The organism is Marinobacter sp. (assembly GCF_034669625.1).
GTDB lineage: Bacteria > Pseudomonadota > Gammaproteobacteria > Pseudomonadales > Oleiphilaceae > Marinobacter.
The window spans coordinates 144,974-170,520 of record NZ_JAXMOY010000006.1; the positions used below are offsets into that span (position 1 = coordinate 144,974).

Annotated in this window: 33 protein-coding genes; 16 read left to right on the forward strand and 17 right to left on the reverse strand. The window is 53.7% G+C overall.

Annotation, left to right across the window (positions count from 1 at the left end; genetic code table 11):
* The first annotated feature begins 55 nt into the window (after positions 1-55).
* Positions 56-670, forward strand: coding sequence for a PEGA domain-containing protein (locus VOI14_RS07540; protein WP_323751422.1), 615 nt, complete (start codon positions 56-58; stop codon positions 668-670).
* 38 nt (positions 671-708) lie between these two features.
* Here VOI14_RS07540 and VOI14_RS07545 read toward each other — a convergent pair whose 3' ends face one another.
* Positions 709-1,659: an adenosine deaminase gene (locus VOI14_RS07545; RefSeq protein ID WP_323751423.1), complete on the reverse strand. Its 951-nt coding sequence runs from the start codon at positions 1,657-1,659 to the stop codon at positions 709-711.
* Between the two features lie 183 nt (positions 1,660-1,842).
* Between VOI14_RS07545 and VOI14_RS07550 the strand changes: the two genes are divergently transcribed.
* The 8 genes from VOI14_RS07550 to VOI14_RS07585 all read left to right on the forward strand — a co-directional run bounded on the left by VOI14_RS07550 (position 1,843) and on the right by VOI14_RS07585 (position 8,644).
* Positions 1,843-2,439 (forward strand): DUF938 domain-containing protein, encoded by a 597-nt coding sequence (locus VOI14_RS07550; protein WP_323751424.1) that lies wholly within the window; start codon positions 1,843-1,845, stop codon positions 2,437-2,439.
* A gap of 132 nt (positions 2,440-2,571) precedes the next feature.
* Entirely contained in the window at positions 2,572-3,240 is a 669-nt protein-coding gene (locus VOI14_RS07555) for a glutathione S-transferase (RefSeq protein ID WP_323751425.1), read from the forward strand.
* A 233-nt stretch (positions 3,241-3,473) separates the two neighbouring features.
* Entirely contained in the window at positions 3,474-4,466 is a 993-nt protein-coding gene (gene phnD, locus VOI14_RS07560; RefSeq protein WP_323751426.1) for a phosphate/phosphite/phosphonate ABC transporter substrate-binding protein, read from the forward strand.
* Positions 4,467-4,519: 53 nt separating this feature from the next.
* The gene (gene phnC / locus VOI14_RS07565; protein ID WP_323751427.1) at positions 4,520-5,314 is read left to right on the forward strand and encodes a phosphonate ABC transporter ATP-binding protein; all 795 of its coding nucleotides are present in this window, start codon (positions 4,520-4,522) and stop codon (positions 5,312-5,314) included.
* Positions 5,311-6,129: a phosphonate ABC transporter, permease protein PhnE gene (gene phnE / locus VOI14_RS07570; protein ID WP_323751428.1), complete on the forward strand. Its 819-nt coding sequence runs from the start codon at positions 5,311-5,313 to the stop codon at positions 6,127-6,129. Before phnC ends, phnE (VOI14_RS07570) begins: the two co-directional genes overlap by 4 nt.
* The gene (phnE, locus tag VOI14_RS07575) at positions 6,123-6,932 is read left to right on the forward strand and encodes a phosphonate ABC transporter, permease protein PhnE (protein ID WP_323751429.1); all 810 of its coding nucleotides are present in this window, start codon (positions 6,123-6,125) and stop codon (positions 6,930-6,932) included. Before phnE (VOI14_RS07570) ends, phnE (VOI14_RS07575) begins: the two co-directional genes overlap by 7 nt.
* Before the next feature lie 70 nt (positions 6,933-7,002).
* A complete protein-coding gene (locus tag VOI14_RS07580) occupies positions 7,003-7,776 on the forward strand; it encodes an HAD-IIB family hydrolase (RefSeq protein WP_323751430.1) in 774 nt (257 codons plus the stop codon).
* A gap of 58 nt (positions 7,777-7,834) precedes the next feature.
* Positions 7,835-8,644 (forward strand): DeoR/GlpR family DNA-binding transcription regulator, encoded by an 810-nt coding sequence (locus VOI14_RS07585; RefSeq protein WP_323751431.1) that lies wholly within the window; start codon positions 7,835-7,837, stop codon positions 8,642-8,644.
* Here VOI14_RS07585 and VOI14_RS07590 read toward each other — a convergent pair.
* Positions 8,639-9,781, reverse strand: a complete 1,143-nt coding sequence (locus tag VOI14_RS07590) for an iron-containing alcohol dehydrogenase (RefSeq protein WP_323751432.1) — start codon at positions 9,779-9,781, stop codon at positions 8,639-8,641. The genes VOI14_RS07585 and VOI14_RS07590 overlap by 6 nt on opposite strands.
* Before the next feature lie 289 nt (positions 9,782-10,070).
* On the opposite strand from VOI14_RS07590, the gene VOI14_RS07595 reads away from it, so the two are divergent.
* A complete protein-coding gene (locus VOI14_RS07595) occupies positions 10,071-10,277 on the forward strand; it encodes a cold-shock protein (RefSeq protein WP_323751433.1) in 207 nt (68 codons plus the stop codon).
* Between the two features lie 71 nt (positions 10,278-10,348).
* Here the strand turns inward: VOI14_RS07595 and VOI14_RS07600 are convergent, their stop codons facing one another.
* A complete protein-coding gene (locus tag VOI14_RS07600; RefSeq protein WP_323751434.1) occupies positions 10,349-10,507 on the reverse strand; it encodes a hypothetical protein in 159 nt (52 codons plus the stop codon).
* Between the two features lie 268 nt (positions 10,508-10,775).
* On the opposite strand from VOI14_RS07600, the gene VOI14_RS07605 reads away from it, so the two are divergent.
* The gene (locus VOI14_RS07605; RefSeq protein WP_323751435.1) at positions 10,776-11,774 is read left to right on the forward strand and encodes a YeiH family protein; all 999 of its coding nucleotides are present in this window, start codon (positions 10,776-10,778) and stop codon (positions 11,772-11,774) included.
* Positions 11,775-11,800: 26 nt separating this feature from the next.
* Here the strand turns inward: VOI14_RS07605 and mtgA are convergent, their stop codons facing one another.
* The 6 genes from mtgA to VOI14_RS07635 all read right to left on the reverse strand — a co-directional run bounded on the left by mtgA (position 11,801) and on the right by VOI14_RS07635 (position 17,535).
* Positions 11,801-12,505, reverse strand: coding sequence for a monofunctional biosynthetic peptidoglycan transglycosylase (mtgA, locus tag VOI14_RS07610; RefSeq protein WP_323751436.1), 705 nt, complete (start codon positions 12,503-12,505; stop codon positions 11,801-11,803).
* A 136-nt stretch (positions 12,506-12,641) separates the two neighbouring features.
* Positions 12,642-14,333 carry a diguanylate cyclase gene (locus VOI14_RS07615; protein WP_323751437.1) on the reverse strand — a complete coding sequence of 564 codons (1,692 nt, stop codon included), beginning with the start codon at positions 14,331-14,333 and terminating at the stop codon, positions 12,642-12,644.
* A 123-nt stretch (positions 14,334-14,456) separates the two neighbouring features.
* Positions 14,457-16,226 (reverse strand): DEAD/DEAH box helicase, encoded by a 1,770-nt coding sequence (locus VOI14_RS07620; RefSeq protein ID WP_323751438.1) that lies wholly within the window; start codon positions 16,224-16,226, stop codon positions 14,457-14,459.
* A 60-nt stretch (positions 16,227-16,286) separates the two neighbouring features.
* Entirely contained in the window at positions 16,287-16,598 is a 312-nt protein-coding gene (locus VOI14_RS07625) for a hypothetical protein (protein WP_323751439.1), read from the reverse strand.
* A 3-nt stretch (positions 16,599-16,601) separates the two neighbouring features.
* Positions 16,602-17,039, reverse strand: coding sequence for a hypothetical protein (locus tag VOI14_RS07630; RefSeq protein WP_323751440.1), 438 nt, complete (start codon positions 17,037-17,039; stop codon positions 16,602-16,604).
* A 16-nt stretch (positions 17,040-17,055) separates the two neighbouring features.
* Positions 17,056-17,535 (reverse strand): peptidylprolyl isomerase, encoded by a 480-nt coding sequence (locus tag VOI14_RS07635; protein ID WP_323751441.1) that lies wholly within the window; start codon positions 17,533-17,535, stop codon positions 17,056-17,058.
* 169 nt (positions 17,536-17,704) lie between these two features.
* Between VOI14_RS07635 and VOI14_RS07640 the strand changes: the two genes are divergently transcribed.
* Positions 17,705-18,265 carry a hypothetical protein gene (locus VOI14_RS07640; protein ID WP_323751442.1) on the forward strand — a complete coding sequence of 187 codons (561 nt, stop codon included), beginning with the start codon at positions 17,705-17,707 and terminating at the stop codon, positions 18,263-18,265.
* Positions 18,266-18,375: 110 nt separating this feature from the next.
* Here VOI14_RS07640 and VOI14_RS07645 read toward each other — a convergent pair whose 3' ends face one another.
* Together VOI14_RS07645 and VOI14_RS07650 are read right to left on the reverse strand one after the other, a co-directional pair.
* Positions 18,376-19,656, reverse strand: a complete 1,281-nt coding sequence (locus VOI14_RS07645; protein ID WP_323751443.1) for a dicarboxylate/amino acid:cation symporter — start codon at positions 19,654-19,656, stop codon at positions 18,376-18,378.
* Positions 19,657-19,930: 274 nt separating this feature from the next.
* Positions 19,931-20,338, reverse strand: coding sequence for a DUF1294 domain-containing protein (locus VOI14_RS07650; RefSeq protein WP_323751444.1), 408 nt, complete (start codon positions 20,336-20,338; stop codon positions 19,931-19,933).
* A 145-nt stretch (positions 20,339-20,483) separates the two neighbouring features.
* Here VOI14_RS07650 and VOI14_RS07655 point away from each other — a divergent pair, with 145 nt between their 5' ends.
* Together VOI14_RS07655 and VOI14_RS07660 are read left to right on the forward strand one after the other, a co-directional pair.
* Positions 20,484-20,927: a YHS domain-containing (seleno)protein gene (locus VOI14_RS07655; protein ID WP_323751445.1), complete on the forward strand. Its 444-nt coding sequence runs from the start codon at positions 20,484-20,486 to the stop codon at positions 20,925-20,927.
* A 100-nt stretch (positions 20,928-21,027) separates the two neighbouring features.
* On the forward strand, positions 21,028-21,783 hold the full coding sequence (locus VOI14_RS07660; RefSeq protein WP_323751446.1) for a DUF3750 domain-containing protein: 756 nt from the start codon (positions 21,028-21,030) through the stop codon (positions 21,781-21,783).
* A 20-nt stretch (positions 21,784-21,803) separates the two neighbouring features.
* On the opposite strand, the gene VOI14_RS07665 is transcribed toward VOI14_RS07660, so the two are convergent.
* From VOI14_RS07665 to VOI14_RS07675, 3 genes are all read right to left on the reverse strand, one after another.
* Complete coding sequence (locus VOI14_RS07665) at positions 21,804-22,130, reverse strand: glycine zipper domain-containing protein (protein WP_323751447.1); 327 nt, start codon at positions 22,128-22,130, stop codon at positions 21,804-21,806.
* A 186-nt stretch (positions 22,131-22,316) separates the two neighbouring features.
* Complete coding sequence (locus tag VOI14_RS07670; RefSeq protein WP_323751448.1) at positions 22,317-22,493, reverse strand: hypothetical protein; 177 nt, start codon at positions 22,491-22,493, stop codon at positions 22,317-22,319.
* A gap of 14 nt (positions 22,494-22,507) precedes the next feature.
* Entirely contained in the window at positions 22,508-22,753 is a 246-nt protein-coding gene (locus VOI14_RS07675; protein ID WP_323751449.1) for a hypothetical protein, read from the reverse strand.
* 283 nt (positions 22,754-23,036) lie between these two features.
* On the opposite strand from VOI14_RS07675, the gene VOI14_RS07680 reads away from it, so the two are divergent.
* Positions 23,037-23,582 (forward strand): nucleoside 2-deoxyribosyltransferase, encoded by a 546-nt coding sequence (locus VOI14_RS07680; RefSeq protein ID WP_323751450.1) that lies wholly within the window; start codon positions 23,037-23,039, stop codon positions 23,580-23,582.
* Positions 23,575-24,081, forward strand: coding sequence for an MOSC domain-containing protein (locus VOI14_RS07685; protein ID WP_323751451.1), 507 nt, complete (start codon positions 23,575-23,577; stop codon positions 24,079-24,081). The genes VOI14_RS07680 and VOI14_RS07685 overlap by 8 nt, the downstream gene beginning before the upstream one ends.
* An 8-nt stretch (positions 24,082-24,089) precedes the next feature.
* Here the strand turns inward: VOI14_RS07685 and VOI14_RS07690 are convergent, their stop codons facing one another.
* The 3 genes from VOI14_RS07690 to VOI14_RS07700 all read right to left on the reverse strand — a co-directional run bounded on the left by VOI14_RS07690 (position 24,090) and on the right by VOI14_RS07700 (position 25,542).
* Positions 24,090-24,392: a hypothetical protein gene (locus VOI14_RS07690; protein WP_323751452.1), complete on the reverse strand. Its 303-nt coding sequence runs from the start codon at positions 24,390-24,392 to the stop codon at positions 24,090-24,092.
* 113 nt (positions 24,393-24,505) lie between these two features.
* On the reverse strand, positions 24,506-25,009 hold the full coding sequence (locus tag VOI14_RS07695) for a hypothetical protein (protein ID WP_323751453.1): 504 nt from the start codon (positions 25,007-25,009) through the stop codon (positions 24,506-24,508).
* 158 nt (positions 25,010-25,167) lie between these two features.
* A complete protein-coding gene (locus VOI14_RS07700; protein ID WP_323751454.1) occupies positions 25,168-25,542 on the reverse strand; it encodes a hypothetical protein in 375 nt (124 codons plus the stop codon).
* Between the last annotated feature and the right edge of the window lie 5 nt (positions 25,543-25,547).

The following is a 25,547-nucleotide window of genomic DNA, read 5'->3' on the forward strand; positions in this document are numbered from 1 at the left end:
TGGCCACGTCCTTATAGATGGGACATATCGGATCACGATGACTCAAGGAAATTAAATGAAATCGCTTTTATTACTCACGCTTTCCATACTTGTCTCTTTGGCTAGCGGTTGCGCCTCCATCGTTACAGGCACAGATCAGAACCTCACGTTCAACAGCGAACCTGAAGACGCGACTGTCACTGTATCCGGCAGGGTACTCGGCAAGACCCCCCTTACTGTGCTGGTCGACAAAGGCACAAATCAATCCATTACGTTCGAGAAAGAAGGCTACAAAACTCACACAGCCCAACTGTCCACAACCACCAACCCTTGGTTCTTTGGCAACGTCGTATTCGGCGGGCTTGTTGGCTCAACAACTGACGGGGTATCAGGCGCTATTCACGAGTTTTCACCCGACCAATATTTCGTAACACTTACGCCAGATTCTCCAACAGGCCTATCATCATCTAGGCCAAGAAAAATAAAGGAACTGTTGATTGCGTTTAGCGGTGAAATACGTCACGAACTAGCAAGCGGAGGTGGGGACAAGGTTGCAACGATCCTAGGCATCATTGGCATCGACCAGTCGGAGAAGGAAACCACTGTTAAAGCGCTAAACCAACTAGCTCTTAGCAACGAAAACGATCTAGAGTTGGCACAAACCATCATTGATATCTACAACGTAAAATAACCCGTCAAATGAGAGCTGGGCCAGCCCAGCTCTCGGCATTACACCAAACGGGCATCCATGCTATTTTGCGCCAATTGGCGGGCTTGATCTTCGGTCATCCCCAAACCGTCACGCAGGGCCTGAAAGTTCTCCAAGACATAACCGCCGAAATACGATGGGTCATCCGAGTTCACGGTAACCTTCAAACCACGCGCTAATAGATCCAGAATGTTGTGCTGGTTCATGTCCTGAAAAACACGCAGTTTGATGTTCGACAGCGGGCACACGGTTAAGGGAATCTGCTCATCCGCCAGCCGGTCGAGCAACTTCGGGTCTTCTGCTGCGCGTACGCCGTGGTCAATGCGGCTTACCTTGAGCAAATCCAGCGCCTGCCAGATGTACTCGGGCGGCCCTTCTTCACCGGCGTGAGCAACCGCCAGAAAACCTTCAGCACGCGCCTTGGCGAACACCCGTTCAAACTTACTGGGTGGGTGGCCCTGCTCAGAGCTGTCCAGCCCCACTGCAAAGAACTGATCACGAAATGGCATCGCCTGTTCAAGCGTGCGGAAGGCATCGTCTTCCGACAAGTGCCGCAGAAAACTAAGGATCAGCCCCCCGGAAATACCCAACTGCTCACGCCCATCGCGCAGGGCGGCGCTGATGCCATGGATGGCCACCTCAAAAGGGATGCCGCGTTCGGTATGGGTTTGGGGATCGTAGAACGGCTCAACATGCACCACGCCCTGCGCCTGACACTTCTGCAGGTATGCCCATGTGAGGTCATAGAAATCCTGCTCCGTACGCAACACATTGGCGCCCTGATAATACAGATCCAGGAACTCTTGCAGGTTATTGAAGGAATAGGCCTGGCGCAGCGCATCCACATCGCTCCACGGCAACTCAATGCCATTGCGTCGGGCCAGTGTAAACATCAGTTCGGGCTCAAGAGCACCCTCCAGATGCAAGTGCAATTCCGCTTTGGGCAGAGCGTTCAGCCAGTCTTCGTTCATGGCAGTCTCCCGGATCGTTGTGGCGTAGATTTAACCATCATCCCGAAAAGCCCTAACATCTTGCAAATACCCGCTTGCCTTTCCGGCGCAGCGCAGTCTCTCAACACCTTCAGCGATTGGCATTTACACGCGTTTCACACGCATAATCGACACACCGTATTCAGCAACCGGAGATGCCACTCAATGACCACCGACCTCCCGTTTTCCCAGTCTTGTGAGAACAACAAAACCCCCATACTGGAAAAACTCCGCGAGATTTTCGATGCGCCGGGCAAAGTTTTGGAAGTCGGCACCGGCACCGCGCAGCACGCCGTGCACTTCGCAGAAGCAATGCCTCACCTCCAGTGGCAACCGACTGACCATCCCAACGCGGTTAAAAACTGCGGCCCCCGGTTAGAGCTAGCCGCGCTACCCAACACCTTGCCAGTGCTTGAACTGGATGTCGCCACGCCCCCTTGGCCCGTTGAATCCTTCACGTGGGTGTTCTCGGCAAACACGGCCCACATTATGGCCTGGAGCGAAGTCGAGCAGATGTTTCACAACATTGGTAAGCGCCTGCCAAAAGAAGGAGCTTTTTGCCTGTATGGCCCTTTCAACAATCAGGGTCAGTATTCTAGTGAAGGCAACCGAGCATTTGATCAACATCTAAAAGCCAGCGCTGCGCACATGGGCATCCGGGATCTGGAAGATCTGAGCACACTAGCGCAAACCGTCGGCCTGACCCTGTCGGAGAACCACGCGATGCCCGCGAACAACCGGTTGCTGGTTTTCAGGAAATAATCGTCAACAGCGGTCTCCGATTGGCGTCGTGAGCCAAAACATCACCGAAAACACCCCATCCGGTGATCCAAAACCACATTTTCAGTCTACTCTAACAGTCTTCTTCTAATTGCGATGCCAATGGAGTTCTGCATGATTACGGTCCATCACCTGAACAATTCCCGCTCACAGCGCATTCTCTGGATGCTGGAAGAGCTGGGCGTGCCCTACGAGATCAAGCGTTACGAGCGTGATGCCCAAACCATGCTGGCGCCGGAAAGCCTCAAGAAAGTACACCCTCTGGGCAAATCCCCGGTGATCACCGATGGCGATCTGGTCGTGGCGGAATCCGGCGCTATTATCGAATACCTCGCCCACACCTATGGCAAAGACACCATGCTGCCGGAGTCCGGCGGACAAGCCTGGCTGGATTACTCCTACTGGATGCATTACGCCGAAGGTTCGCTGATGCCACCGCTGGTGATGCGCTTGGTGTTCGAGAAGGTGAAAACCAGCCCAATGCCGTTCTTCATCAAGCCTGTCGCCAAAGGGATTTCAGACAAAACCAATGAAATCTTTATTGGCCCGATGATTAATACCCACCTGAACTTTGTCGAAGCCCATCTGGCCAAAAGCACCTGGTTCCTGGGGGATAAGCTTAGCGCGGCGGACATTCAGATGAGCTTTCCACTGGAAGCCTCAGCAGCACGAGGAATCGTCGGTAAGAGCCGACCCAACATCACCGCCTGGGTAGAGCGGGTACACGCTCGTCCGGCTTATCAAACGGCGCTTGAGAAAGGCGGCGAGTACGACTATGCCTGAGTGATCGGGGAGGGCTTCAGCGCCCTCCCCAACCGAACGACCCCGCCTCGAAACCCCGATCAGAAAAACCACCGAACTCCCCCCAAAAGCATTCAAACAAGAACCATCTTGCCTAATAGACATAGACTGTTACTATCAATGTTCAATTGAACATCTCGCAATAAAAACCAATGGAGCCGGCCCTCCCGGATGTTCAATAAAACTGCATGGACCGCTCCCGACGGAGAATCACAATGAATTCCCATAACAAAAAGTTTTCCGGGGCACTGCCCTCCGCTGCCTTGGCAGCATCCGTTCTGATGACAGGCTTTAGCGGTCAGGTATTCGCAGATTGCGAAAGAGGCGCGCTGGATACGCTGTATTGCGACGAAAATGGCGACATGGTTGCCGATCTGCCTAAAGACCAGTCTCAGTGGAACGATCCCGACACACTGATTTTTGCCTATACACCCGTTGAAGACCCGGCCATTTACTCCGATATCTGGCAACCGTTCATCGACCACCTGTCGGAAGTCACCGGCCGTGATGTTCGCTTCTTTGCCGTACAGTCCAACTCCGCTCAAGTAGAAGCTATGCGCAGCGGCCGTCTGCATATTGCTGGTTTCTCCACAGGCCCGACGCCTTTCGCGGTTAACCTGGCGGGTGCGGTGCCTTTCGCGCTGATGGGCTCTGAATCCGGTCAGTTCGGTTATTCGCTGCAGGTTTTCACCCACAGCGATTCCGACATTCATGAAATTACAGACCTGAAGGGCAAGCGTGTAGCCCACACTTCCCCCACGTCTAACTCCGGCAACCAGGCGCCAAGAGCCCTGTTCCCTGAACTGGGCGTCGTACCCGGCGAAGACTATGAAATCACCTTCTCAGGCAGCCACGACCAGTCCATGCTGGGTGTCGTTGCCAAAGACTATGACGCAGCTCCGGTAGCGTCTGAAGTGGTCGAGCGTATGGCCGCTCGCGGACTGTACGACACAGACGACGTACGTCTGGTTTGGGAATCCGATCGTTTCCCGACAACGTCATACAACCACGCTCACAACCTGCACCCGGACCTAGTTGAGAAGATCCGTGAGGCCTTTTACACCTTCAAGTTCAGCGGCACCGAGCTGGGCGAAGAGTTTGAAGGCGTCGAGACCTTCATTCCCATCAACTACAAAGACAACTGGAAGGTCATTCGGACCATTCAGGCTTCTAATGGCGTCCAGTACACCCGCGAAAACCTTAAATAAGCAGACCAAGAGTCTCTGGTGACATGCCAGAGGCTCTACCCGGAGTTAACCACATGTTAGAGATTACCAACCTCGTAAAACGTTACGGGCAAAACGAACCTGTGCTCAAAGGCCTGAACCTGAAGGTCAAAGGCAGCAGCGTTGTTTCCATCGTCGGTGCATCCGGTGCCGGTAAAAGCACCCTGTTACGCTGCATCAACCGGTTGGTCGAGCCGACCTCGGGTTCGATCAAGCTGAACGACCACGAGTTGGTCAATCTTCGCGGCAGCGAACTGCGCCATGCTCGCCGACGCATTGGTATGGTATTTCAGGGCTTCAACTTGATTGATCGCTTAACGGTCATGGAAAACGTGCTCTCCGGGCGCTTGGGCTACGTGTCCTTCTTCCAGGCCCTGACTCGCCGCTTCCCGCAGTCGGATATTGACCGCGCCTTCAGCCTTATGGAACGTGTGGGGATTGCCCACTACGCCGACAAACGGGCCGACCAGCTGTCTGGTGGTGAACGCCAGCGTGTGGCGGTGGTGCGGGCACTGATGCAAGAGCCCGAGATTCTTCTGGCCGACGAGCCTACAGCCTCGTTGGACCCCAAAACCTCGCAACAGATCATGAGCCTGCTGCAAAGCCTTGCCAGCGAAATGTCCTTGCCCGTGCTGATCAACATTCACAACGTCACTCAGGCACGCATGTACACCGACCGTATTGTCGGCATGCGTCATGGGCAGATGATCTTTGACGGGGAGCCCAAAGACTTCAACCAGGATGCCTTGGATGCCATCTACGGTGGTATCGAATCACCGGAAGAAGATGCCGGTGAACCCGCATCCCCAACCGAGGAGGCTTCAGCATGACATCCGGCAGAACTGCATCCGACGCCAAGTCGGGCAGAGTCTGGAAAAAGCCCCCTTTTATAGCGAACCCCTGGATTCGCTACGGACTGGCCGTCATCGTTCTGGCCTACCTGTATTGGGCATTCTCCACTCTGCCGTTTGACTGGCAGCGCATCGCCGAAGGCTTGCCCCGTGCTGGCAAAATTTTTGGCGGCGCCTTCCCTCCCAGCTTTGAACGCGCCGAGCTGTTATGGACAGGTTTCAAGGAAAGTTTCCAGATCGCCTTTTTGGCGACCCTGCTGGGTGTTCTCTTATCGGTACCCATTGCGGTCATGGCGGCTCGGAACGTAGCTCCCCTGCCGGTTTATCTGCTGGGGCGAACCCTGATTATTGTCTCCCGCAGTTTTCACCCGGTTATCGTCGCCATTCTGTTTGTTGCGGCCGTAGGCTTTGGCCCCATGGCAGGCATTCTGACCCTGACCCTTTATTCCATCGGGTTTGTGGCCAAGTTGCTGGCTGAAGAGATTGAAGAAATCGACTGGGGCCAGGTGGAAGCCATGCGCTCTGTCGGCGCCGGTTACATGAAAATCCTGGTCTATGGAGTATTCCCGCAGATCATGCCGCGTCAGATCGGCCTCTCTATGTATCAGCTCGACAGTAACCTGCGGGCATCAGCCGTTGTTGGCATTGTCGGTGCCGGCGGTATCGGTGGCACCTTGATGAACGCATTCGGACGTTACGATTACGATTTCGCCTTTGCCATTTTGCTGATGATTATTGCAATCATTCTGGTCAGTGAAGGCTTGAGCGGATGGGTGAGGAAAAAAGTATGGTAGATCACGCAGCAAAACTGACCGATCGAGTCTGGTCACGTTACGACCGTAAAGAACAACTTACGCGCTATGTGGTCTATTTGGTCACCCTGATAGCGGTTGTCTGGGCCGTACGTGACATCGACATCTTTTGGCCCTGGGTATGGGATGCACCCAACCAGATCCAAAGCCTCGCTAGTCGCATGTGGCCACCGGAGTTCAGCAAGTGGGATGCAATATTCGCCGCCATGCTGGAGACCGTCCATATCGCCACACTGTCCACCATGCTGACGATTTTCATCGCCTTGCCGGTGTCTTACATTGCCGCGCAGAACACCACACCCAACAAGCTCACGCTGTGGATTGGCCGGTTCATTCTGGTATCCAGTCGTTCGGTGAACACCATCATCTGGGCCTTGCTGTTTGTGGCCATTTTTGGCCCCGGCGTGCTGGCCGGCATTCTGGCGGTTATGTTCCGCTCCGTTGGCTTCATCGGCAAACTGATGGGCGAAGCCATTGAAGAGATCGACCGCCGCCCTGTTGAAGCCATGGAAGCAACTGGCGCCAGCAAGATGAAAGTCGTGCTGTATGCGATCGTGCCTCAGGTCATGCCGGCATTCTTTGCCATCATCATTCTGCGCTGGGACATCAACATCCGTGAATCCACGGTATTGGGTTTGGTCGGCGCCGGTGGTATCGGCGTGTTGCTACAGGGGTCAATCGACATGTTCGCTTGGCAAACCGTAGCAACCATCCTGCTCGCAATCGTTGTTTTGGTCATTCTGGGCGAGGCGCTGACCAGCGTCCTGCGTAAGAAAGTCATTTGACCTTGAGTTGTTTGTCGCCCGAAGCATTCGGGCGACAAACACTCGCGCCGTGAACTGGAAAACCGTTTCTATGAAAGACCGTATTGATTTTGGCAATGCCGACATTCTTTTCACCGATGTGGACGATACACTCACCACCGGTGGCCGGCTGTTACCAGAGACCTACCTAGCACTCTGTCGCTTAGCCGAGGCTGGCATAAGTGTCATCCCGGTAACGGGTGGCTGCGCGGGCTGGTGTGACCAGATCATTCGCACCTGGCCAGTAAAAGCGGTTATTGGTGAAGGCGGCGCATTCTATGCTGAGCGCACAGCCCCACAAACTGTACGCTGGCACTTCTGGGAAAACGAAGCCAAGCACCGCCGCGACCAGCAGGCCATATTGGATGCGGTTGCCGCCCTGGAACTGGATTTCGAGCCCAAGCTGGCCACAGACCAACCCTTCCGCTTTGTGGATGTGGCCGTGGACTACAACCAGCAGGAATCGCTAACACCGGAACAAGTGGCCGCGATTCACGAGCCACTGGTGGCTCAGGGCTTCAGCGCACGGCAAAGTTCGATCCACATCAACATCTGGCTCGGTGAATTCGACAAATCCACCATGTCACTTCGTGTCGGGCAGGAGTTGCTGGGACTGGACACCGAAGCGTTGCAGAAGCGCGCCATCTTCATCGGTGATGCGCCCAACGACGAGAGTATGTTCCGAAGCTTTCCAATGAGTGTTGGCGTAGCCAACATTCGCAAGCATTTACCCGTGATGACCCACCAGCCGGCTGCCATTGCCAGCCAACCGTCGGGTCTGGGCTTTGCTGAAATGGCAGAGGTCTGGCTGCAACATCGTACCTGATTCAGTCCGGAGCTTTGCCTGATACCCCTAGGGGTCAACTGATCGAGCATTTAGTCTGATGAGCGCAAAAGAACGCCAGCGCTGCATCCTGGAATGGGTGCATGAACAAGAGCATGTCGAAGTCGAAGACATCGCTCAGCGTTTTGGCGTTACCACCCAAACCATTCGCCGCGACATCAACAAACTCTGTGAACAGGGTTTATTGCGCCGTCGTTATGGTGGCGTCAGCTTGCCAGCCAATCCGGCCCCGGCGCTAACCGCCTTACCCGGGGAACCCGTTCCCAACCTGTTCGCTAAACAGCAAATCGCCAAGCGCGTTGCCGCCGACATTCCGGAAGGTGCCACCGTAAGCCTGGGCGTTGGCAGTACCATAGAACTGGTCGCCCAAGCGCTCGCGGGCCACACGTCACTCCGGATACTGACCAACAACTTCCGTGTGCTAACGGCGCTTTCCGGTAACCCCGGCATCGAAGTGATTGTTTCTGGTGGAATATACCGGCACAGCCATCACGACGTGGTTGGCCCTGAAGTCACTAACTTCTTAAGCTCATTCACAACCGACTTCGGCATTGTCAGCACCGGCAGCATGGATCTGGTCAACGGCTTGATGGATCACGAAATTCGGGAGGCCGAAGTGAGCCGGGCAATTATTGCCAATACCCAAGCCCGTATTCTGGTCGCCGATCAGAGCAAATGGAGCTACGACTCACACTGCAAAGTTGCCTCGTTCAACTACGTCGACCGCTTCTATACCGACAAGATCCATCATAAGCAGCGAGTATGCATGCCGGGGTCACTCGAGATTATCGAATGCCATGAAACAACATCCGATTCAGAAGAAATCAGCCCGGAACCTTCGCTGTCATAACGACTGACGTATAACCTTTTCGACGATTTCCGCCGGCAATACAACGGGATTGGCTTTCATCGAAGAGGACGTGGCTGCGGCTTGAGTGGCGCCAATAATGTGGTCCTCGTTGACACCAATGGACGCTAGCCCAGGCAGGCCACTCGAAACAATCCATTGCCGAAAATCGGGTAACGCCTGATCTGGAGATGTCTCGAACACGTCCGCAATCCAGTCAATGACCTGATCGATACGAGCCTTATGGTCAGTCTCGACAACGCTGTCCCTGTTTGCAGCAATACCGGCGGGCAACAAAGCGCCGCAAATGGCACCGTGGGGCGCACCACACAAACTGCCTAGCGGGCCTGCAATACCGTGCACCACACCCAACCCCGAGTTCGCAAGCGCTAGCCCACCGAACAAGCTGACCTGAGCCAGAGCATCACGGGCCGCTTCAGACTCGCTGCTCATCAATTGCTTTATGGCCGCAAGCCCTTTGGGAATCGCCTCTTTGCACAACATATCCGTGAACAGATTGGCGCGAGCCGAAAGGTAGGGCTCGATCACCTGAGTAATCGCATCCAGCCCAGAATGCAGGCTCACCGTCTTGGGGCAGTTGTCGGTGAGCGCCGGATCCACCAGGGCGAGGTCCGGGAGTAACTGGGTATCCCTGAGACTCACCTTGCGCTGGGCATCCGGAACATCAATCACCGCATTGCGGGTAACTTCAGCACCAGTACCCGACGTAGTTGGCACCAAGATCAGCGGCAAGCGACTGGCGGCTAGTGGCAGCCCGTCTCCCACCACCTCCAAATGGCTCATCAACCCGGTTTCGCTAGGCAACATGGCCGCCAGCACCTTGGCGGAATCCATCACCGAGCCACCGCCAATTCCGATGACCAGATCGATACCTAATAATTTCCCTTCCTCGATAGCGGCTGTGAGGGTGGGCAGATCAGGCTCTTTTTCAATCGCCAGCATCTGGACGATATCGATAGAATTAAGGGACTCGAAAACCCCCGAGAGCCTGCCCGGGCTCTTACCGTGCACCACCAGTGCCCGTGAACCCAGCTTTGCCGCCCGGTCATTCAGTTGGGCGATGTGCCCCCGGCCGAAGACGATCTCAGTAGGGGTAATTAGGGTAAAAGCGCCTGCCATGGGTGATAAAGTCCTGTATCAGTCCGGGTGAAAATCGGCTCAGGTTATTGGCGCTGCGCGATCGTAGGAAAATAATTGAAAATTTCTCTATGCAACGCCGATCAACTCGCGTACTGTAGCTCTCGTTGGAAAGATTTAGCAAAGCATTTCACGAATAAGACCTTTCAAGTAGTCATACTTCTAGTCCTGTTTTTGACCCTGCACGTTTTTTTGTTTCCGCACATCGCTGATCAAAGATCACAACGATCTCTTGGCGGCACATTATTGATTAAAAATCAGGATATATATTATGTCTACAGTTACTGGCAACGTTAAGTTCTTCAACGAAGCAAAAGGTTTTGGCTTTATTACTCGTGAAAGCGGCCCAGACGTTTTTGTTCACTACAGCGCTATTCAAGGTGGCGGTTTCAAGACTCTGGCCGAAGGCCAAGAAGTTGAGTTCACCGTGACCGACGGCCAGAAAGGCCCTCAGGCAGAGAACGTTGTTGCCCTGTAAATAACAGGTACAACGTAATCTAAAAAAGGCAGCCCTAGGCTGCCTTTTTTGTTGGTATCAGATAACCACTGTTACTTTTTCAGATTAATCTGCTTGGAATTGGTAGGGAACGTTTGCCCACTCTTACCCTTACCTACATGCTCAACAGAACCACCCGCCTTTAAAAATGCAGCCGTCTGCTCTTCAATCGTGGCAGAAGTTAATGTCGCTTTTTCGTTCTTCTTACTCATTCTATTTACCCCGTCCACTTTGGTTTATTTACCAACCTAAGTTTCTATACTATAGGATTTGAATAAAAATTGTTTGAAATATAAACAAAAACAGCAAAACTGATCGAACTATTCATCCTTAGTAAATCAATCTCACACCGCCCTCGCCCGCCCAGCACGCCTCCAAAATATTCGTAAAATCGATTACAGAAACACAAAACAACCATTTCCCGAATATCAAATCGCCAGAATAGAATATGCATATTCCAAGAAGTTAGGAGTATCGCAAATGTTCAAGGGATTAGGTTTGTGCGCGTTTCTGACGCTGGCTGGCTATGGCCTAGCGGCTTTGCCTCCCGTTCACGAGACCGGACTGGGGCCTCTGGTATTCACATTAATACTGGGCCTCGTGGTTGGAAATCTCCGTATCGGCACACAATTGGAAGGTGTCGCCCCCGGGCTTGGCTTTGCTTCCCGCTGGCTATTAAGAACAGGCATTGTGCTGTTCGGGTTCTCCCTCACCGTGCAGCAGTTGGTGGGCCTGGGGCCCATGATTCTGGTTCTGGATACACTCGTTGTACTCACCATCACAACAGCTGGATATTGGTTGGGCACCCGTTGGCTCAAACTGGATCGCGATACCGCCATCCTTACCAGTGCAGGCAGCGCAATCTGTGGTGCGGCGGCGGTACTGGCGACCGAGGGCGCCATTCGGGCAAGGCCTGCGGCAACCTCAATGGCGGTGGCTACGGTGGTACTTTTCGGTACGCTGGCCATGTTCATTTACCCAATCATGTTTCCACTGCTGGGCTGGGATGAGGGTCTGTACGGCATTTACATTGGCTCCACCGTACACGAAGTAGCACAGGTGGTGGCCGCAGGGAATGCCGTTGGGGAGCAAGCGATGGCCAATGCGGTTATTGTGAAACTGGTGCGGGTGATGCTGCTGGTCCCGTTCCTTCTGGTGATCGGCCAAATCTGGACACGGAACCGAAATAAAACCGACAACGGTGACGAAACAACCGGCAAGCTCACGATCCCGTGGTTCGCGTTTGGCTTTGTCGCCGTTGTCGTGCTGAATAGCCTGTTACATCTACCCCAAACAGCCCAAGGCACGCTCGTCCTTGCCGGACAAATAGCCATGACAATGGCAATGGCAGCTCTCGGATATCAAACTCGAATTGAAGCCCTGAGGCACCTGGGCCTGAAGCCGTTTATTCTGGCGTCATTACTCTTTGTGGCGCTGCTCGTCGGAGGCGCCGTGGTGACCCCTGCGATTATCGGTTAACACCCATGTCGGTTATCTGGATGCCGCTATAGTGCATCCAGATAACCCCACCGCGACAACTGCCCCATCTGTACTTCTATCCAAGCCACACGCTCCTGCACGTATGGCGAGGGCGAACGCACACTCAACACTTTGGGGTTGGGCAACACCGCTGCCAAGTGCGCAGCCTGGGAGAGTGACAACACGCCGGCCGGAATCCGGTAGTAAGCACGGCTGGCAGCCTGCACGCCGTAGATGCCCGAGCCGAACTCCGCGACATTCAGATAGACCTCAAGAATCCGCCGCTTCGGCCAGAGCGCATCAATCGCCAGAGCGAGCCCCGCTTCGATGGCCTTTCGCACAAAGCTGCGGCCGTTCCAGAGAAACAGGTTCTTAGCCGTTTGCTGAGTGATGGTGCTGGCACCGCGCAAGCCCTCTCCGGCCTGATATTCCGACACGGCTTTGTGCACAGCCTGAAAATCGACCCCATGATGTTCGGGGAACCGTTGGTCCTCACTGGCCATCACCGCCAAGGCCATCCACTCGGAAACCTCGGCCAGAGGCACCCACTCGTGCTGCAAGGCCGGGCTCGCATCGCTCATCTGATAACTGAGCATAAACGCCGACGTAGGCGGGTTCACGAATCGAAACAGCAAGATGACCAAAAGAACCAGTGCCACCGCGCCTGCGGCACACCCGAGAATCAACCGCAGTAACTTGCGCGCAAAAGAGATCTTGGCCTTATTACTCATCCGCTTTACCTACACCGCCCCTGATTGTCCAAAATGAATCGGTTTAACCCTCAGCATAATGTATCGGAGGGGCAATGGTCTTCAAAGACGGAAGCATCAAACTGGAGCGGCTGAGCGATAGCACTGGGTTTTAAGATTAACCACAGAAGCCACTGACCCGGTTTCGCCCTTCAGCTTTCGCTTCATATAGCAGCTGGTCCGTACGGTTAACCGCGCTCTCTAGCGTTTCAAGCGCTGGGTTAACCTGTACGACCCCCAAACTGACAGTGACACGGACTACCACATTCTCGCTGGCTGCAATGGCCAGCGACTCCACCGCGCTCCTAATTCGCTCGGCACAGCCGTATGCCTCATCGAGATCCGCGCCGGGCAATAGGATTAGAAATTCCTCACCACCAAACCGAGCGACCAAATCCCTGTCTCGGCTTAATTTACGGAACGTAGAAGCAACCTCCACCAAAACGAGATCACCCACGTTGTGACCATGGGTATCGTTAACTTCTTTGAAATGGTCAATATCGAGAGCAATCACTGACAGAGACTCGCCGCCTTCCTTCGCCTTCGTCAGCAAATACTCGCCTTCCGCCATAAAATAACGCCGGTTATAGAGCCGGGTCAGCGGATCGGTGGAAGCCTGTCGCTTGAGCTCATCCTGCTTCGAACGAATATCCTCCAGCAATTTGATCCGATACGAGATGATAAACGCGAGCGTAAGCGCCTCGAGTATGATGCCAATGCCAACCCCATGACTGTTGAAGTAGTTCGGCGTAACAATCCCCTTGTAATACATGACCGCGATCCCGTTGAATATCAGGAAAAAAGTGTGCCCAACAAGGAAAAACTTCACCAGCGGGTGCCCCTTTCGGAGCAAAGAAAGACTGACCGAGAAGGTCACCAGCATCACCAATGCGGCAAGATTGTCAGAAAACTTAAAGACGGCCGTAATATCAAACAAGCCGTAAACGAACGCCACAATCAGAGGCACCAACATAGCCTGTAAAACACGGTGTTCTGTTCGGTAATACTCGCGAGTTTCGAAAATTGCCATCATAAACAGCAATAGAAAAATCGGCATGGTGATGATCGACAGATTCAGCATGAAAATGGCATCGCCGTAGGCGCTAAAGGCCTTGGCCACAAGGCCGTAAGACAACGCTATCCACACCAGGCCTGAAATAAGATAAAGGGAGTAAAAGATGTTCTCTTTCTTGCTGGTGGCGAAGTACAACAAGCTGTTATAGAACACGAGCGCCAACATCATGCCCACCATGAGAGCGATATCGAGATGACTGCCGACAAGTTCATGCCGGGAATGCTCCTCATCGTATATCCCTAGCGAAAACCACTGGTGAGAGTATGCATGGCTACGTACGTACAGAACCGTTGTCTGGCCCGCAGGCAGAACGAATGGATACACCACCGTTCCTTTGTACATCGCAGGATGGGCCTCGGCATTATTGAGGTCGATGGATAAGCTATTCACCAGACTGGCAGCGCGTTCCTCGAGGATATCAATTGAGCGAACGTGATAAGCCTTGGGTAGATGCAGAAAAAGCGAGTGATCAGAGGCACCCGTGTTCTGCAAGGAAATACGGTACCAAGCAACCGGCGCTCGGTTACCCAGGGTTGCCATACTGGTCGTGGTTTCGAACGGCTCAAGGCGAACCGACTCATACTCCATCGATTGCGAACCATCCACAAAATACTCGACGGGAAAGTCCTTTAGCTTTACCGAGCCTTGGCCTATCTCCAATGAATGCGAAGCCCATGCAGGGAGAGCCACCAGCAACAGCGTGACAACGCATAAAAACAAACGGCAAAGCGCCATGTTGGGTATCCTTACTCAAGCAACGGCCGTCAGTTTAGCACTTGCCGGAGGTCACGACCGTAGGACGAAAGAAGAAATATAATAACCTATTGATTAGCGAGACAGGAAAGGGCTTCGGGGGCGTTATGCCTCATTCGCTTTCCTGTATTGCCCCTGATAATCAAACATCCGTTCCTGCACCTGCCAGTAATACTTTTGCTTTCGAGCAATCACGAAATCCGGTGCCGGCATCAAGGCCTGCAGCTCAAGCACTTCATCCGCCTTACTGAACTCTTTCGGGGCCTGACTGTTCGCGAAACGCCGCCCGAACAGTTTATTGAAAATACTGCGCTGTGCCGGTTTGCCAAAATCGAACGACTCGCTGAGCTCCTCTCCATCTTCACCATGATAGATGATCTTCAGCTTGCTACCCGCAGCGCTCAAGGAAACGCCGGCACAGCGGATGACCATGGCATTCTTGAGTTTCAGGGCGTCTCGAAGCTGATCGTCCGGGTCGATAATGGCTTTTTTACACTGGTGGCAATTACGGGCTGCGATGTCATTCTCGGCACCGCAGTGTGGACACCCTTTAAATCGAAAACGGTAATCGCACTGTTCGGGGCGCTGGCTCCGAGCTGAAACCCCACCGTCGTCCGCAGGCTCTAGCAGCCCCTGACAACGACGGCCGTAGTGCTCGATAACACGACCTTGGCTGTCTGTTTTACCCCAGAAGATATTCGCAAACCCACAGCCCGGGCAAAATACCTGCACCGGCTCGCTGTCGGGGTCCGGCTTCTTCTCTCCCACTTCCGGGTGGTGCAAATTCACACTGTTGCCCGCGTAATCAATCACCAAACAATCTTGCTTACCTTCATCCAATCGCAGACCTCGGCCGACGATTTGCTGATACAGGCTCACCGACTGAGTCGGGCGAAGAATGGCGATAAAATCCACATGAGGCGCATCAAAGCCCGTAGTAAGCACAGACACATTCACCAGATACTTCAACTGCCGTTGCTTGAATCGCTGAACCAAGGAGTCCCGCTCAGCCAGCTCTGTCGCCCCGGTAATCAACGCAGTTTCGTGCTCTGGCAAATACCCGGTGATTTCCTTGGCATGATCCACCGTGGCCGCAAAGATCATCACCGCAGTGCGCTCAACCGCCAGTTCCATCACCTGCTCAATAATGGCCCGGGTTACGCGCTGGTGTTTACTCAGCAGTTCGTTGACATCCTTCTCCGCGTATTCGCCAAAGCGATCCTGAGCCAACGCGGAAAAGTCGTATTGCGCCACCGCCGCGTTCACCAGTTCAGGCTTGGTAAGGAACCCGCGATTAATCATATAGCTGAGCGGCAGCTCGTAGATGCAATGCACAAACGGCTTGTCCTGCTCACTGCGCACAAAGCCCCGATGGTGATACCGGTATATCCAGCCCATCGCCAGCCGATAAGGTGTGGCGGTTAAGCCAAGCACTTTGAGGGAATCGTTCTGCTGTTTCATCAACTCGATGATGCGGTGATACTGGCTGGTTTCTTCGCCGCTCACCCGATGGCACTCATCGATGATCACCAACGAATATTCGCCTTTGAACTGATCCAGGTTCGCCGAAACCGACTGCACACTGGCAAAGGTCACCTGATGCCGGTTTTCCTTACGTTTCAGCCCGGCCGAAAAGATCCCGCCCGTTAATCCATAGCTCTCGTACTTGGCGTGGTTCTGCTCCACCAGCTCTTTCACATGAGTCAGCACCAGAATCTTGCGCTTGGCTAAGCGAGCCAATTCCGCAATCACCAGACTCTTGCCCGCACCGGTCGGCAACACAATAACCGCAGATTCATCCGATTTGCGGAAATGCCTCAACGTCGCATCGACCGCTTCTTGCTGGTAAGGCCGCAGTTTGAAAGGAGCGTTCATCTGGAAGGGCTTAATCGTTGAATGGGCAGAGACCCCTCTGCAACGGTTCAAAGTGAGAAATTACAGATCGGCGCTCGGTTTAATAAACATCTTGATGTACACCAAATACCCCGAAAACAAGAACAACGGAGTCGTGTACCAAAGGTACGCTAACTTACCCGCGCCCATACGATAAAGCACAATCACAGCGATCGCACTGACAATGCAGCTTGCCGGCACGGAATACATGGCCGAGTCCAGCACCGAGGAATCAAACGGCGTAACCCGATGAGTGGTGCCAACGGCACTGAACCCGAACACCACCAACATAAACATCATGTACGCCAACAAAAACTGGCCAATCGTGCCTGCTACTACCCATCCTAGAGTCATTCGTCATTCCTTTTGCTCTTTGATCAACAGGCAACTTCCCAACGCCTGCGCGTCCAAATATTCACAGAACGCCTTCACATCCGAGTTTGTGAATTCACTGGAAATAAACTCGCCCGGAATCAGCCCTTCATCCCATCGGCTCGTCACCAGAGTATGGGGCCACTGTTCACCGTCGCCGAGATAAATCTGCACCACCGATTGGGTCTGGTGAATATAAAGATCACGAAGTTCTTTAGCGCAACGAAGCGCATTGGGGTGATGGCGAGTATCACACTGATAGCCCTTCCCGGAAAAGAACTCACTGGTGACGGAGAACAGCGTGTCTGCCGTCAAAGAAGAAGACGGCGCCGGATGAATGGTTCTGGCCGCATCGCTGGTAATGTTGGTACAACCAGCGATGAACGACAGGGACAGCATCAACAGAACTGTAAACTTATTCACAACAGCGCCTAACCTCTTAATGATGACCGCCGGGCCCATGAGCGTGGCCGTGTGCGATCTCGTCTGCATCGGCATCGCGTACTTCGATGATCTCGATATCAAAGGTCAGAGTTCTACCCGCCATCGGGTGATTAGTATCCACATCGGCAAACTTGAGGCCGACCTTGGCAACAACCACATGGCGTGGGCCCTGTTCGGTTTTCACCTGGGCGATCATGCCGGGCTTCCAACGTTTGGCGCCCATCAAATGCTTCACCGGCACGCGCTGAATGGCATCGGGCTTCCGCGGTCCGTAGGCTTTTTCCGGAGCAATGGTGACACTGAAGACTTCGCCAGCCTCGCGACCTTCCAGAGCTTCTTCCAGGCCCGGAATAACACCGCCGTGGCCGTGCAGGTAGGCGTTCGGCTGGCCGCCACGGGAGTTTTCAACAACGGTGCCTTGCTCATCACGGACGCTGTAGTGAAACAAAACCACCTGATTCTTTTCGATTGGCATAACGCCCTCTACGACGATTTAAAGTACGCCACTATAGCCCGCAGCGGCGCTGATTCTAGAACCGGAAAACCAGAACAGGTCTACTTTCACGGCGTGTCGCAGCCATTCGCCTTATGCAATAATGATATAACAGAAAATCACACAGACAATATCGCAAGGAAACACAACCATGAAAAGGATTGCACTGTTCACGCTTGTTTCGGCATTAATGACCGGCTGCGGAGGCGGGGAAAGCGGAAGCGACCTAGACAAAGTCGAGGAGGGTACCCCTCCGGATTCAGGCTCCTCTGACGGCAGCGATGATAACGATAACGACACTCCTAGTGATGAAATCACCGTACTTGAAGGCACTTGGAACAAGCAGTGCGGACCCGTTCAGGGCGAAGTGCACCACGATATCGTGACGGTAACCTTCACCCGCGGCACCTTCAACACCAGTATCGAGAACTACACCGATAGCGGCTGCATGGTGCCGTTACCGGAGGCCCCGAACCCTACCTCATCAGGCTACTTCACTTTGGGTGCGGATGTTGTATTGGGTTCTGGCATCACCGCGACCGAGCTGGATACGCATGTTACTCGATACAATGGCGCCGACTGGGAGATCGACGAATACACGATCGTCCACATCGACAATAATATTCTCCGCATCGGCGAAGGTGATGGCGAATCGCCAGCGCAGCGGCCAACCAGCCTCGACTATTCCCGTCCATTCGATCGAGTGAACTAGGTTACTTGCTCAAAACCGCGAAGGGACGACTTTGCCTCTGCCGGTCAGCTTATTGCGATTGATCGCAGAGCGAATTATCCCTTCCGGCAGAGAGCTAAGGCGCGCTTCGGCTAGCCCTGGCCGTGCTCGTAGGATAGCTGATTCTCCGATTCCACCGGGTTTGCCTCCCCGGACTCATGCTTCTCCTCAGAACGGCCAATCACGGCGCTGCACACCAGATCCCCGGTTACATTCATCGCAGTGGCCCCCATACCCACAAGGGCATCAATGGACACCAGCAGAGCCACGGTTTCAATGGGCAGACCCACCTGGGCGAACACCGTGGCAATCATGACGATACCCGCCCCCGGCACACCGGCGGTGCCGATGGAAGCCAGAGTACCGATCAGCACAATTTCCAGCATGGTCACGAAGTCCAGAGGCACCCCGATCACGTTGGCAGCAAAGACTGCGGAAATGGCGATGCGGATACCCGCCCCGTCCATATTGATAGTGGCGCCCAGCGGCAAGCTGAAACCATAGATACGCTGGGGAATCCCCATACGGCGGGCGGCGTTCAGAGTCAGGGGTAGAGTCCCGGAACTGCTCTGGGTAGCAAAGGCCGTGGCGACCGGAGCGCGGGCCTCACGAATAAAATCCGCCAAACCCACACCATTGAGACGCATAAGAACCCCGTAGACCACCAACTGCACCGCCAGGGCGATGTACAGCACCATGACCATATCGCCCAGAGCCAGTATCGTGGCCATGCCCTGCTCACCGGCAGTACTGGCCACAATCGCAAACACACCAATCGGCACATACTGGAGAACCCCGGACATCACCTTCATCGTGACATCGTTCAGGCCGGAAACCACGTCATACACTTTATCTGCGGCTTCCCTGTGATCATCTGACTCCCGCAATTTCAGCAGGGCAATGCCAAACACAACCGCGGTAAAAATAATCCCCAACAGGTTCGGCTTGGCAAAGGCTTCCACAATATTGACGGGAACAATATTCAGCAGCACCTGAACAAAGCCCGGATTCTCCGGCACTTTAACCGTGGCCGAAGAGGACAACTCCAAACCGCTACCCGGCTCGAAGACGGAAGCCACTGCCAGTCCCACCGCAATAGCCAGAGCCGAAGTCAGCACGTAGAAACCCAGCAGTTTCCGGCCCACACGCCCCATACTGGAAAGATTTGCCTGATTGATGCCCACCATCAAGGTAAACAGGACGATCGGCACGATCAGAAACTTCAACAACTTGAGCAGCAGTTCGCCAAACGGGTTCAGCCATTCGGCCACCGCCGGTCCGCCCACCAGGCCAACAACCAAACCCAGAACAAGCGCAATACCAATGCGCAGCACCAACGAAGTCTTCAGATAAACATCAAGTACAGCTTTCATGGGGGCTCCCGTTACACCCTGGCCCGTTAATGAGCAAGCGATCAAATACGTCAGGGCCGTGGATTCTGGTCAGCACCGGCTTATGGGTAAACCGGTATTCCCACGTACGTTACTCACAGAAGCTGTGGATAACATTGTTGGGAACCTAGGGTTAAACCACCATAAGCCTTGTGCCGCAAGGATTCGAAAGATTTGATGCAAAAATGGGCTATGCGTGAAGGCTATATGGATATGAAACATCCGTCTCAGCAGGCATAAGGTGCCCAAGCAACGGCTACCACAACTTCGACCAATCAAAGCTCGATTGCTGGCGCCAGCTCATCGCCTCCGGTGCCATAAGCAGCCAGCCCAGAGCGCCCAGATTTACCAACAACGCCAGCCAAAACACGAACTGATAGCTGCCCTTCCGCGTTTTATGCCGAAAAGCCTGCTGGGCCATCAGCGCACCGGGCCAGCCACAACACAGCTCAAACAGGTGCAGCGTCTTTTCAGCGATGCGTTGGTCACCCCGCTGCGCCGCCCGCTTATCAATCCCGTACATCACGAACAACACCAGACTCACTCCGCCGTAGGCTGCCAGAACGGCGACCGGCAGATAACCTTGATGGAACAGACCCGCCAGAATGGTGAAAAACACCATCACCACAGCCGCAGCCACCCGGCCCCCTTGGCGTCGTTTCATACCATGACCAACCTTTTCTGATTCAATGAATATCTCCATGCAGAGCCTACACCGGGAACAAGCTATGCGCTTGCTTGTCCAACAGGAAAATCGACGAAACAAATGTGCCGCAGGGCAAAGTATCCCATCCTTCGAGGAAATCGACATGACCAGACGACTGGCACTCATTACCTTCACGCTACTCTTGGCCACAGGTGCATTTGCTTCCGAACCTGCCGTTTACACGGGCCTGCTGAGCAATACGGGGGCCGGCGGCTATGACACCGTCAGCTACTTTGAGACGGGAAAAGCAACGAAAGGCTCCAGCGACTACACCACAGAATATCAGGGCGTGACCTGGCGATTCGCGAACGCTCAAAATCTGGCGAGTTTTGAGGCCAACCCCGAACACTTTGCGCCCGCCTATGGCGGCTACTGCGCCTGGGCCGTTGCTCAAGGCAACCTCGCCAAAGGTGACCCACAACATTGGACCATCCGGGACGACCGCCTGTACCTGAACTACAACCAGGCGATACAAAACCTATGGCTGGCCGACCCCGAAGGATTCATTCAGCAGGCGGACGCGAACTGGCCAGAAATTCTGGATTAGCTGGCGGTAATGCTTCGGATTGATACCCAAGATTGTATGAAACGTATACTGATTGGGTTTTGACCACCAACCAATACATGCAGTCCGAGGTACCACAGGAATGAGCAAGCCCCTTCGATGGTTCATCAGAACCACCGTCTTTTTGTTGGTTCTTCTGGCAGGCCCTGCACTGATTGCGGCCTGCAGTAGCCAGTCAGGCCAGAGCTGGCGTGACGCCGATCGCTCCAGCGCAGGCATTGCGCCACTGCCCGGCCAGACCGAAGAAGCCATCGTGCAGGTTTATGGTGCCCGAGCTTATAACTGGCGCGGCCATTTTGCGGTACATACCTGGATTGCGACCAAGGAGCACGGGGCATCCACCTACGAGGTTCACGATGTCACGGGCTGGGGTTATAAGGCGGTGCGCTCCCGCCCCGGTGAGCCGGATACCGCTTGGTATGGCAACCCGCCGAAGTTGCTGGCAGATATTCGTGGCGAGAAAGCAGCCGCCGCTATCATCAATATCCGGACAGCTGTCGACGCCTACCCCTACGCGAATGAATACAAAGCCTGGCCCGGCCCCAACAGCAATACCTTTGTCGCCTGGGTAATCCGAGAGGTACCCGAACTGAATGTTGCACTGCCCAATATTGCCATCGGAAAAGACTATCTGGCTGACGGAGTATTTGCGAAAGCGCCCAGCGGTTCGGGCTACCAGTTCTCCCTCAATGGGTATTTCGGCCTTATGGCGAGTATCCGGGAAGGTGTTGAACTGAACATACTCGGCCTCAATCTTGGCGTTGACCCTCTGACCTTGGCCGTCAAATTACCAGGGATCGGGCGCATTGGCCTGCGCGACCCCTGGATGGATCGCTGAAAAATAATCTGTCCCGGGTTTCAGCAGTTGCCCTTTTTCGCTTGGCCCGGTGGGCAGAAATTGCCTTGAGACTTCCGATAAGACCCGCGATCGTCGTAGTCATCACGACGGTGATCTTGATCGCGAACGTCTTCCTCATGATCTTTGGTGGTAATGGCTGTTCCCGTTGCCGCACCGACGGCTCCGCCGAGAATAGCGCCATCTCTGCCACCTACCTCGTTACCGATGGCAGCCCCAATGGCTCCTCCAATACCGCCACCCAGCGCGGCGTCGGCGGTGTCATCTGCAACGGCACCCAATGAGGCCGCACTCAGAGACAGAAAAACGAGCAGTGATTTCATGTTCATGATGTAAACCCCATGATTCAGGTGATCTGACTTGCCGATATGACGGGCAGGAGAGCATTTTCTCCATCGTCCCATCAGGCACTTGTCAGTTTTTGAATCATTCGAGATTATCAGAAATATACGAGAGGACGCCCTTACCTTTTATTTATATTTCATAAGGTTACAAAGCCTTAAGAGAGACTGACATTAGGGGATTTCCAGCGACATCACCATTGCGCCGATGTTCTGACAGCGCGAAGACTCAACACCGTGTTTCATGAACACATCGGCAAGAGCCCGCGGCAAAGCATCGGGGTCGGCTTTACACAGCTTCCCGATTTCGATGGCGCAGACTTTTTCGGTAGGCGGACGCGAACTGGCCAAACGTACTGGAATAGTTACATCGCAGCGTCCAGCTCATCGATCGCTTTATTAAGCACCTTTACAGACTCGCCGTGCTTACCCTGTTTGTGCAGCGTTTCACCTTGATCCCGAAGTTCCTTGATCCGGGTTTCCGTTGCACTGTCCAGTTGAACCGTCTTCAGTTGTTCATCAATCTTGTGCACCAGCGTAGGACAATGGCTGGCGAAAACGCTGCTCGCAAAAAATACCGTGAATAACAGAACCGCAAGATAACGCATCATAGCTCTCCCCTTATTCACACGCCCTTGTAGAGTATAGACGACCAAGTCTAGACAAGACCCCGAACCTTACTCACAAAAGCTGTGGATAACGTTGTTGGGAACCTAGGATTAACTACCCATAAGCCCCTTGCCACACGGCCTCGGGAAAGTTGATGCAAAAATGGACGATGCACGGCCAGATAAAAATAAAGGCCTACCTACAGCAGCGAATTACGGCCCTATCCACAAAGCAGCACTGGCCACGTAAACTGGCTAATCAATTGAATTAAAAGCCGAGGGTCACATGACAACACCAACACGCATCTACCTCGCTGGCCCCGAAGTGTTCTTCCCTACCGAAGAACACAAAGCTATCGTGGCCGAGAAAAAGCGCATTCTTCAGGAAGCCGGATACGAAGGCGTAGACCCACTGGACACCGCCCTGACGTTTTCAGATCACGAAGCCAAACCCGAACGCGGCCACCGAATCTACCAGGCCAACCGCGAACTGATGGACAGTTGCGACGCCATCATTGCCAACCTCACCCCTTTTCGGGGCATCAGCGCAGACCCGGGCACCGTGTTTGAAGTGGGCTACATGATTGGCCAGGGCAAACCGGCTTTCGGATTCACCCTAGACAACCGGAACTATCGCGACCGCATCGGAGCGACCGACCAAGATGAACATGGCCACGCCATTGAGGACTTCGAAATGAGCGATAACCTGATGATCGAGGGTGGCATCCGCGAATCCGGTGGCCAGCTATTGGTGGCAGAACAACCTGGGGAACATCGGTATTTCTCGGCGGAGCTGTTTCGCAACTGCGTGCGAGCACTCCCCCATGCCTGAACCAACCCCACTACAAACCCTGCTAGACACCCTGCCCCAACGCGGACGCGTGGAATGGATTGGCATCCGCCCCGCTCGCGGCGAGCCCATGCAGGCAATCGAGCGCGTGGTAATCACTCCCGGCAAGGGCTTGGAAGGCGACCGATTCGCAGGGCGCGAAACCAGCAAACGCCAAGTCACCCTGATTCAGCAAGAACACCTTCACACCATTGGCTCCTTCCTACAGCGAGAAGCCATAGAACCCGAGGTGTTCCGGCGCAACATCGTAGTCTCTGGCCTGAATCTGCTGGCGCTGAAAGGCAAAATATTCCGGATTGGTGGCGTGGTGCTGGAATACACCGGCCAATGCCACCCCTGCTGCAAAATGGAAACAACGCTTGGGCCCGGTGGCTATAACGCCATGCGCGGGCACGGCGGGATTACCGCGCGAGTGGTTGAAGAGGGCGAGGTAACACTGGGCGACGGAGTGCAGGCATTGCTTTCACCTCAACAGGCCTGAACTGCACCCTAGCGAACGAGAGGGTAAGCCGCCCTCACCTGCCCCATCACAATACGGGCATCTTCCGGTTTTAGGCCAATTTTGCGTAACTGCGGCATCACCATTGCGCCGACGTTTTGGCATCGGGAAGGATCAATGCTGTGTTTCATGAAAATATCGGCAATAGCCTGCGGTTTAGCATCTGGATTGGCTTTGAGTAGGTTGCCGATTTCGATGGTGCAGGCTTGCTCGTTAGGGTCGGTACTTTGTTTGCTGCGCCAGATTAGGAAGGCGGTGATGGCTGCGAAAATGGCTAGGATTAAGAATTTCATAGAGAACTCATGGTTGGGCAGCTTGGAGAACTCACGCCTTGCGCGCCGGCGCACTTTATTGCATCTAAGTGACGCTATTTGTTGGGCGAATAGAGAACAAAACGCATCAGGTATCAGTTAGTGGTACCTGCTATTTTTCTGAGACGGATATTGGCATGAGCATAGGCAGCATCCGGATCTTTGCGCTTACTTCTGTAGCCGAGCCTCGACAACTCAGCGTCCTCTTTTTTCAGAATCCATGCAACGCGAAGGTGACTCTGAAGCGTGTAATGAACCTCTTTCTCAGTATCACACTCTAGGCACATTGCGCGAATAGCTGATACAGGCTGAACATGCTCCAGATGGAATATCTTACGGCCAGGGTCAAAGGCAGGTTGGTCATGCCAGTTCTTTTCAAACAAATTTAAGCCGCGTTTTGTCGCCTCATGATGAGCCTCGTCGCTCACTTCTGGCACAACGAAGTTCGAGCATTTCTTGATATCCTCAGAAATCGACTCACGAAATCGGGCTATATGATCAGGACGCAGTCCAACCTCATGTTTCTTAAGAGCCTCCGCCTTTGCAAATATTGACTGAGAAAATGGCAATAAGAGGAAATGAATTTCATTGGTGATCATTGGTTCTCCGATCAGTAACGTGGAGCCGTTGAAGCTTCGTTAAATATTGAGCGACGCAGATCTAACCGGGAGCGCTTTTTGTTTTCTGTCATTTCACCCTGTCACGGCACTAATATCAATGTAGATAAAAATCTTAACGCTAAACGAAGCAACGCGCCTCACGCGTCCGTCTTCCATGCTTTGTTAAAAGTTTCTGACGCTAAGCTGCGGTCGAGGCTTTCAGAAATTTTGGCCATTCCGTCTTCAAGGCTATGACTAATATAGCCTGCGCCAACATACTGATTTGCGATTACATCTATTTTTTGAGCCTCAGGATGCCGGATAATGATCAAAATGTATTTTTTTAACTTTTCCGTTTTCGTGGTCTTTCGTTGCAATTCCTTTTTAAGGCGTTCTTGAAAGCTTTGAATTTCGTCCTCATCATCCCAATTGTTGAGCGCTGTATAAAGTTCGCGAGCAAGCCTGTTCTGAGACCAACCTAACTTGGCAATTAAGAATTTAATCTCACGTTGAAGCACAGCTATCTCTTCCATTGTCC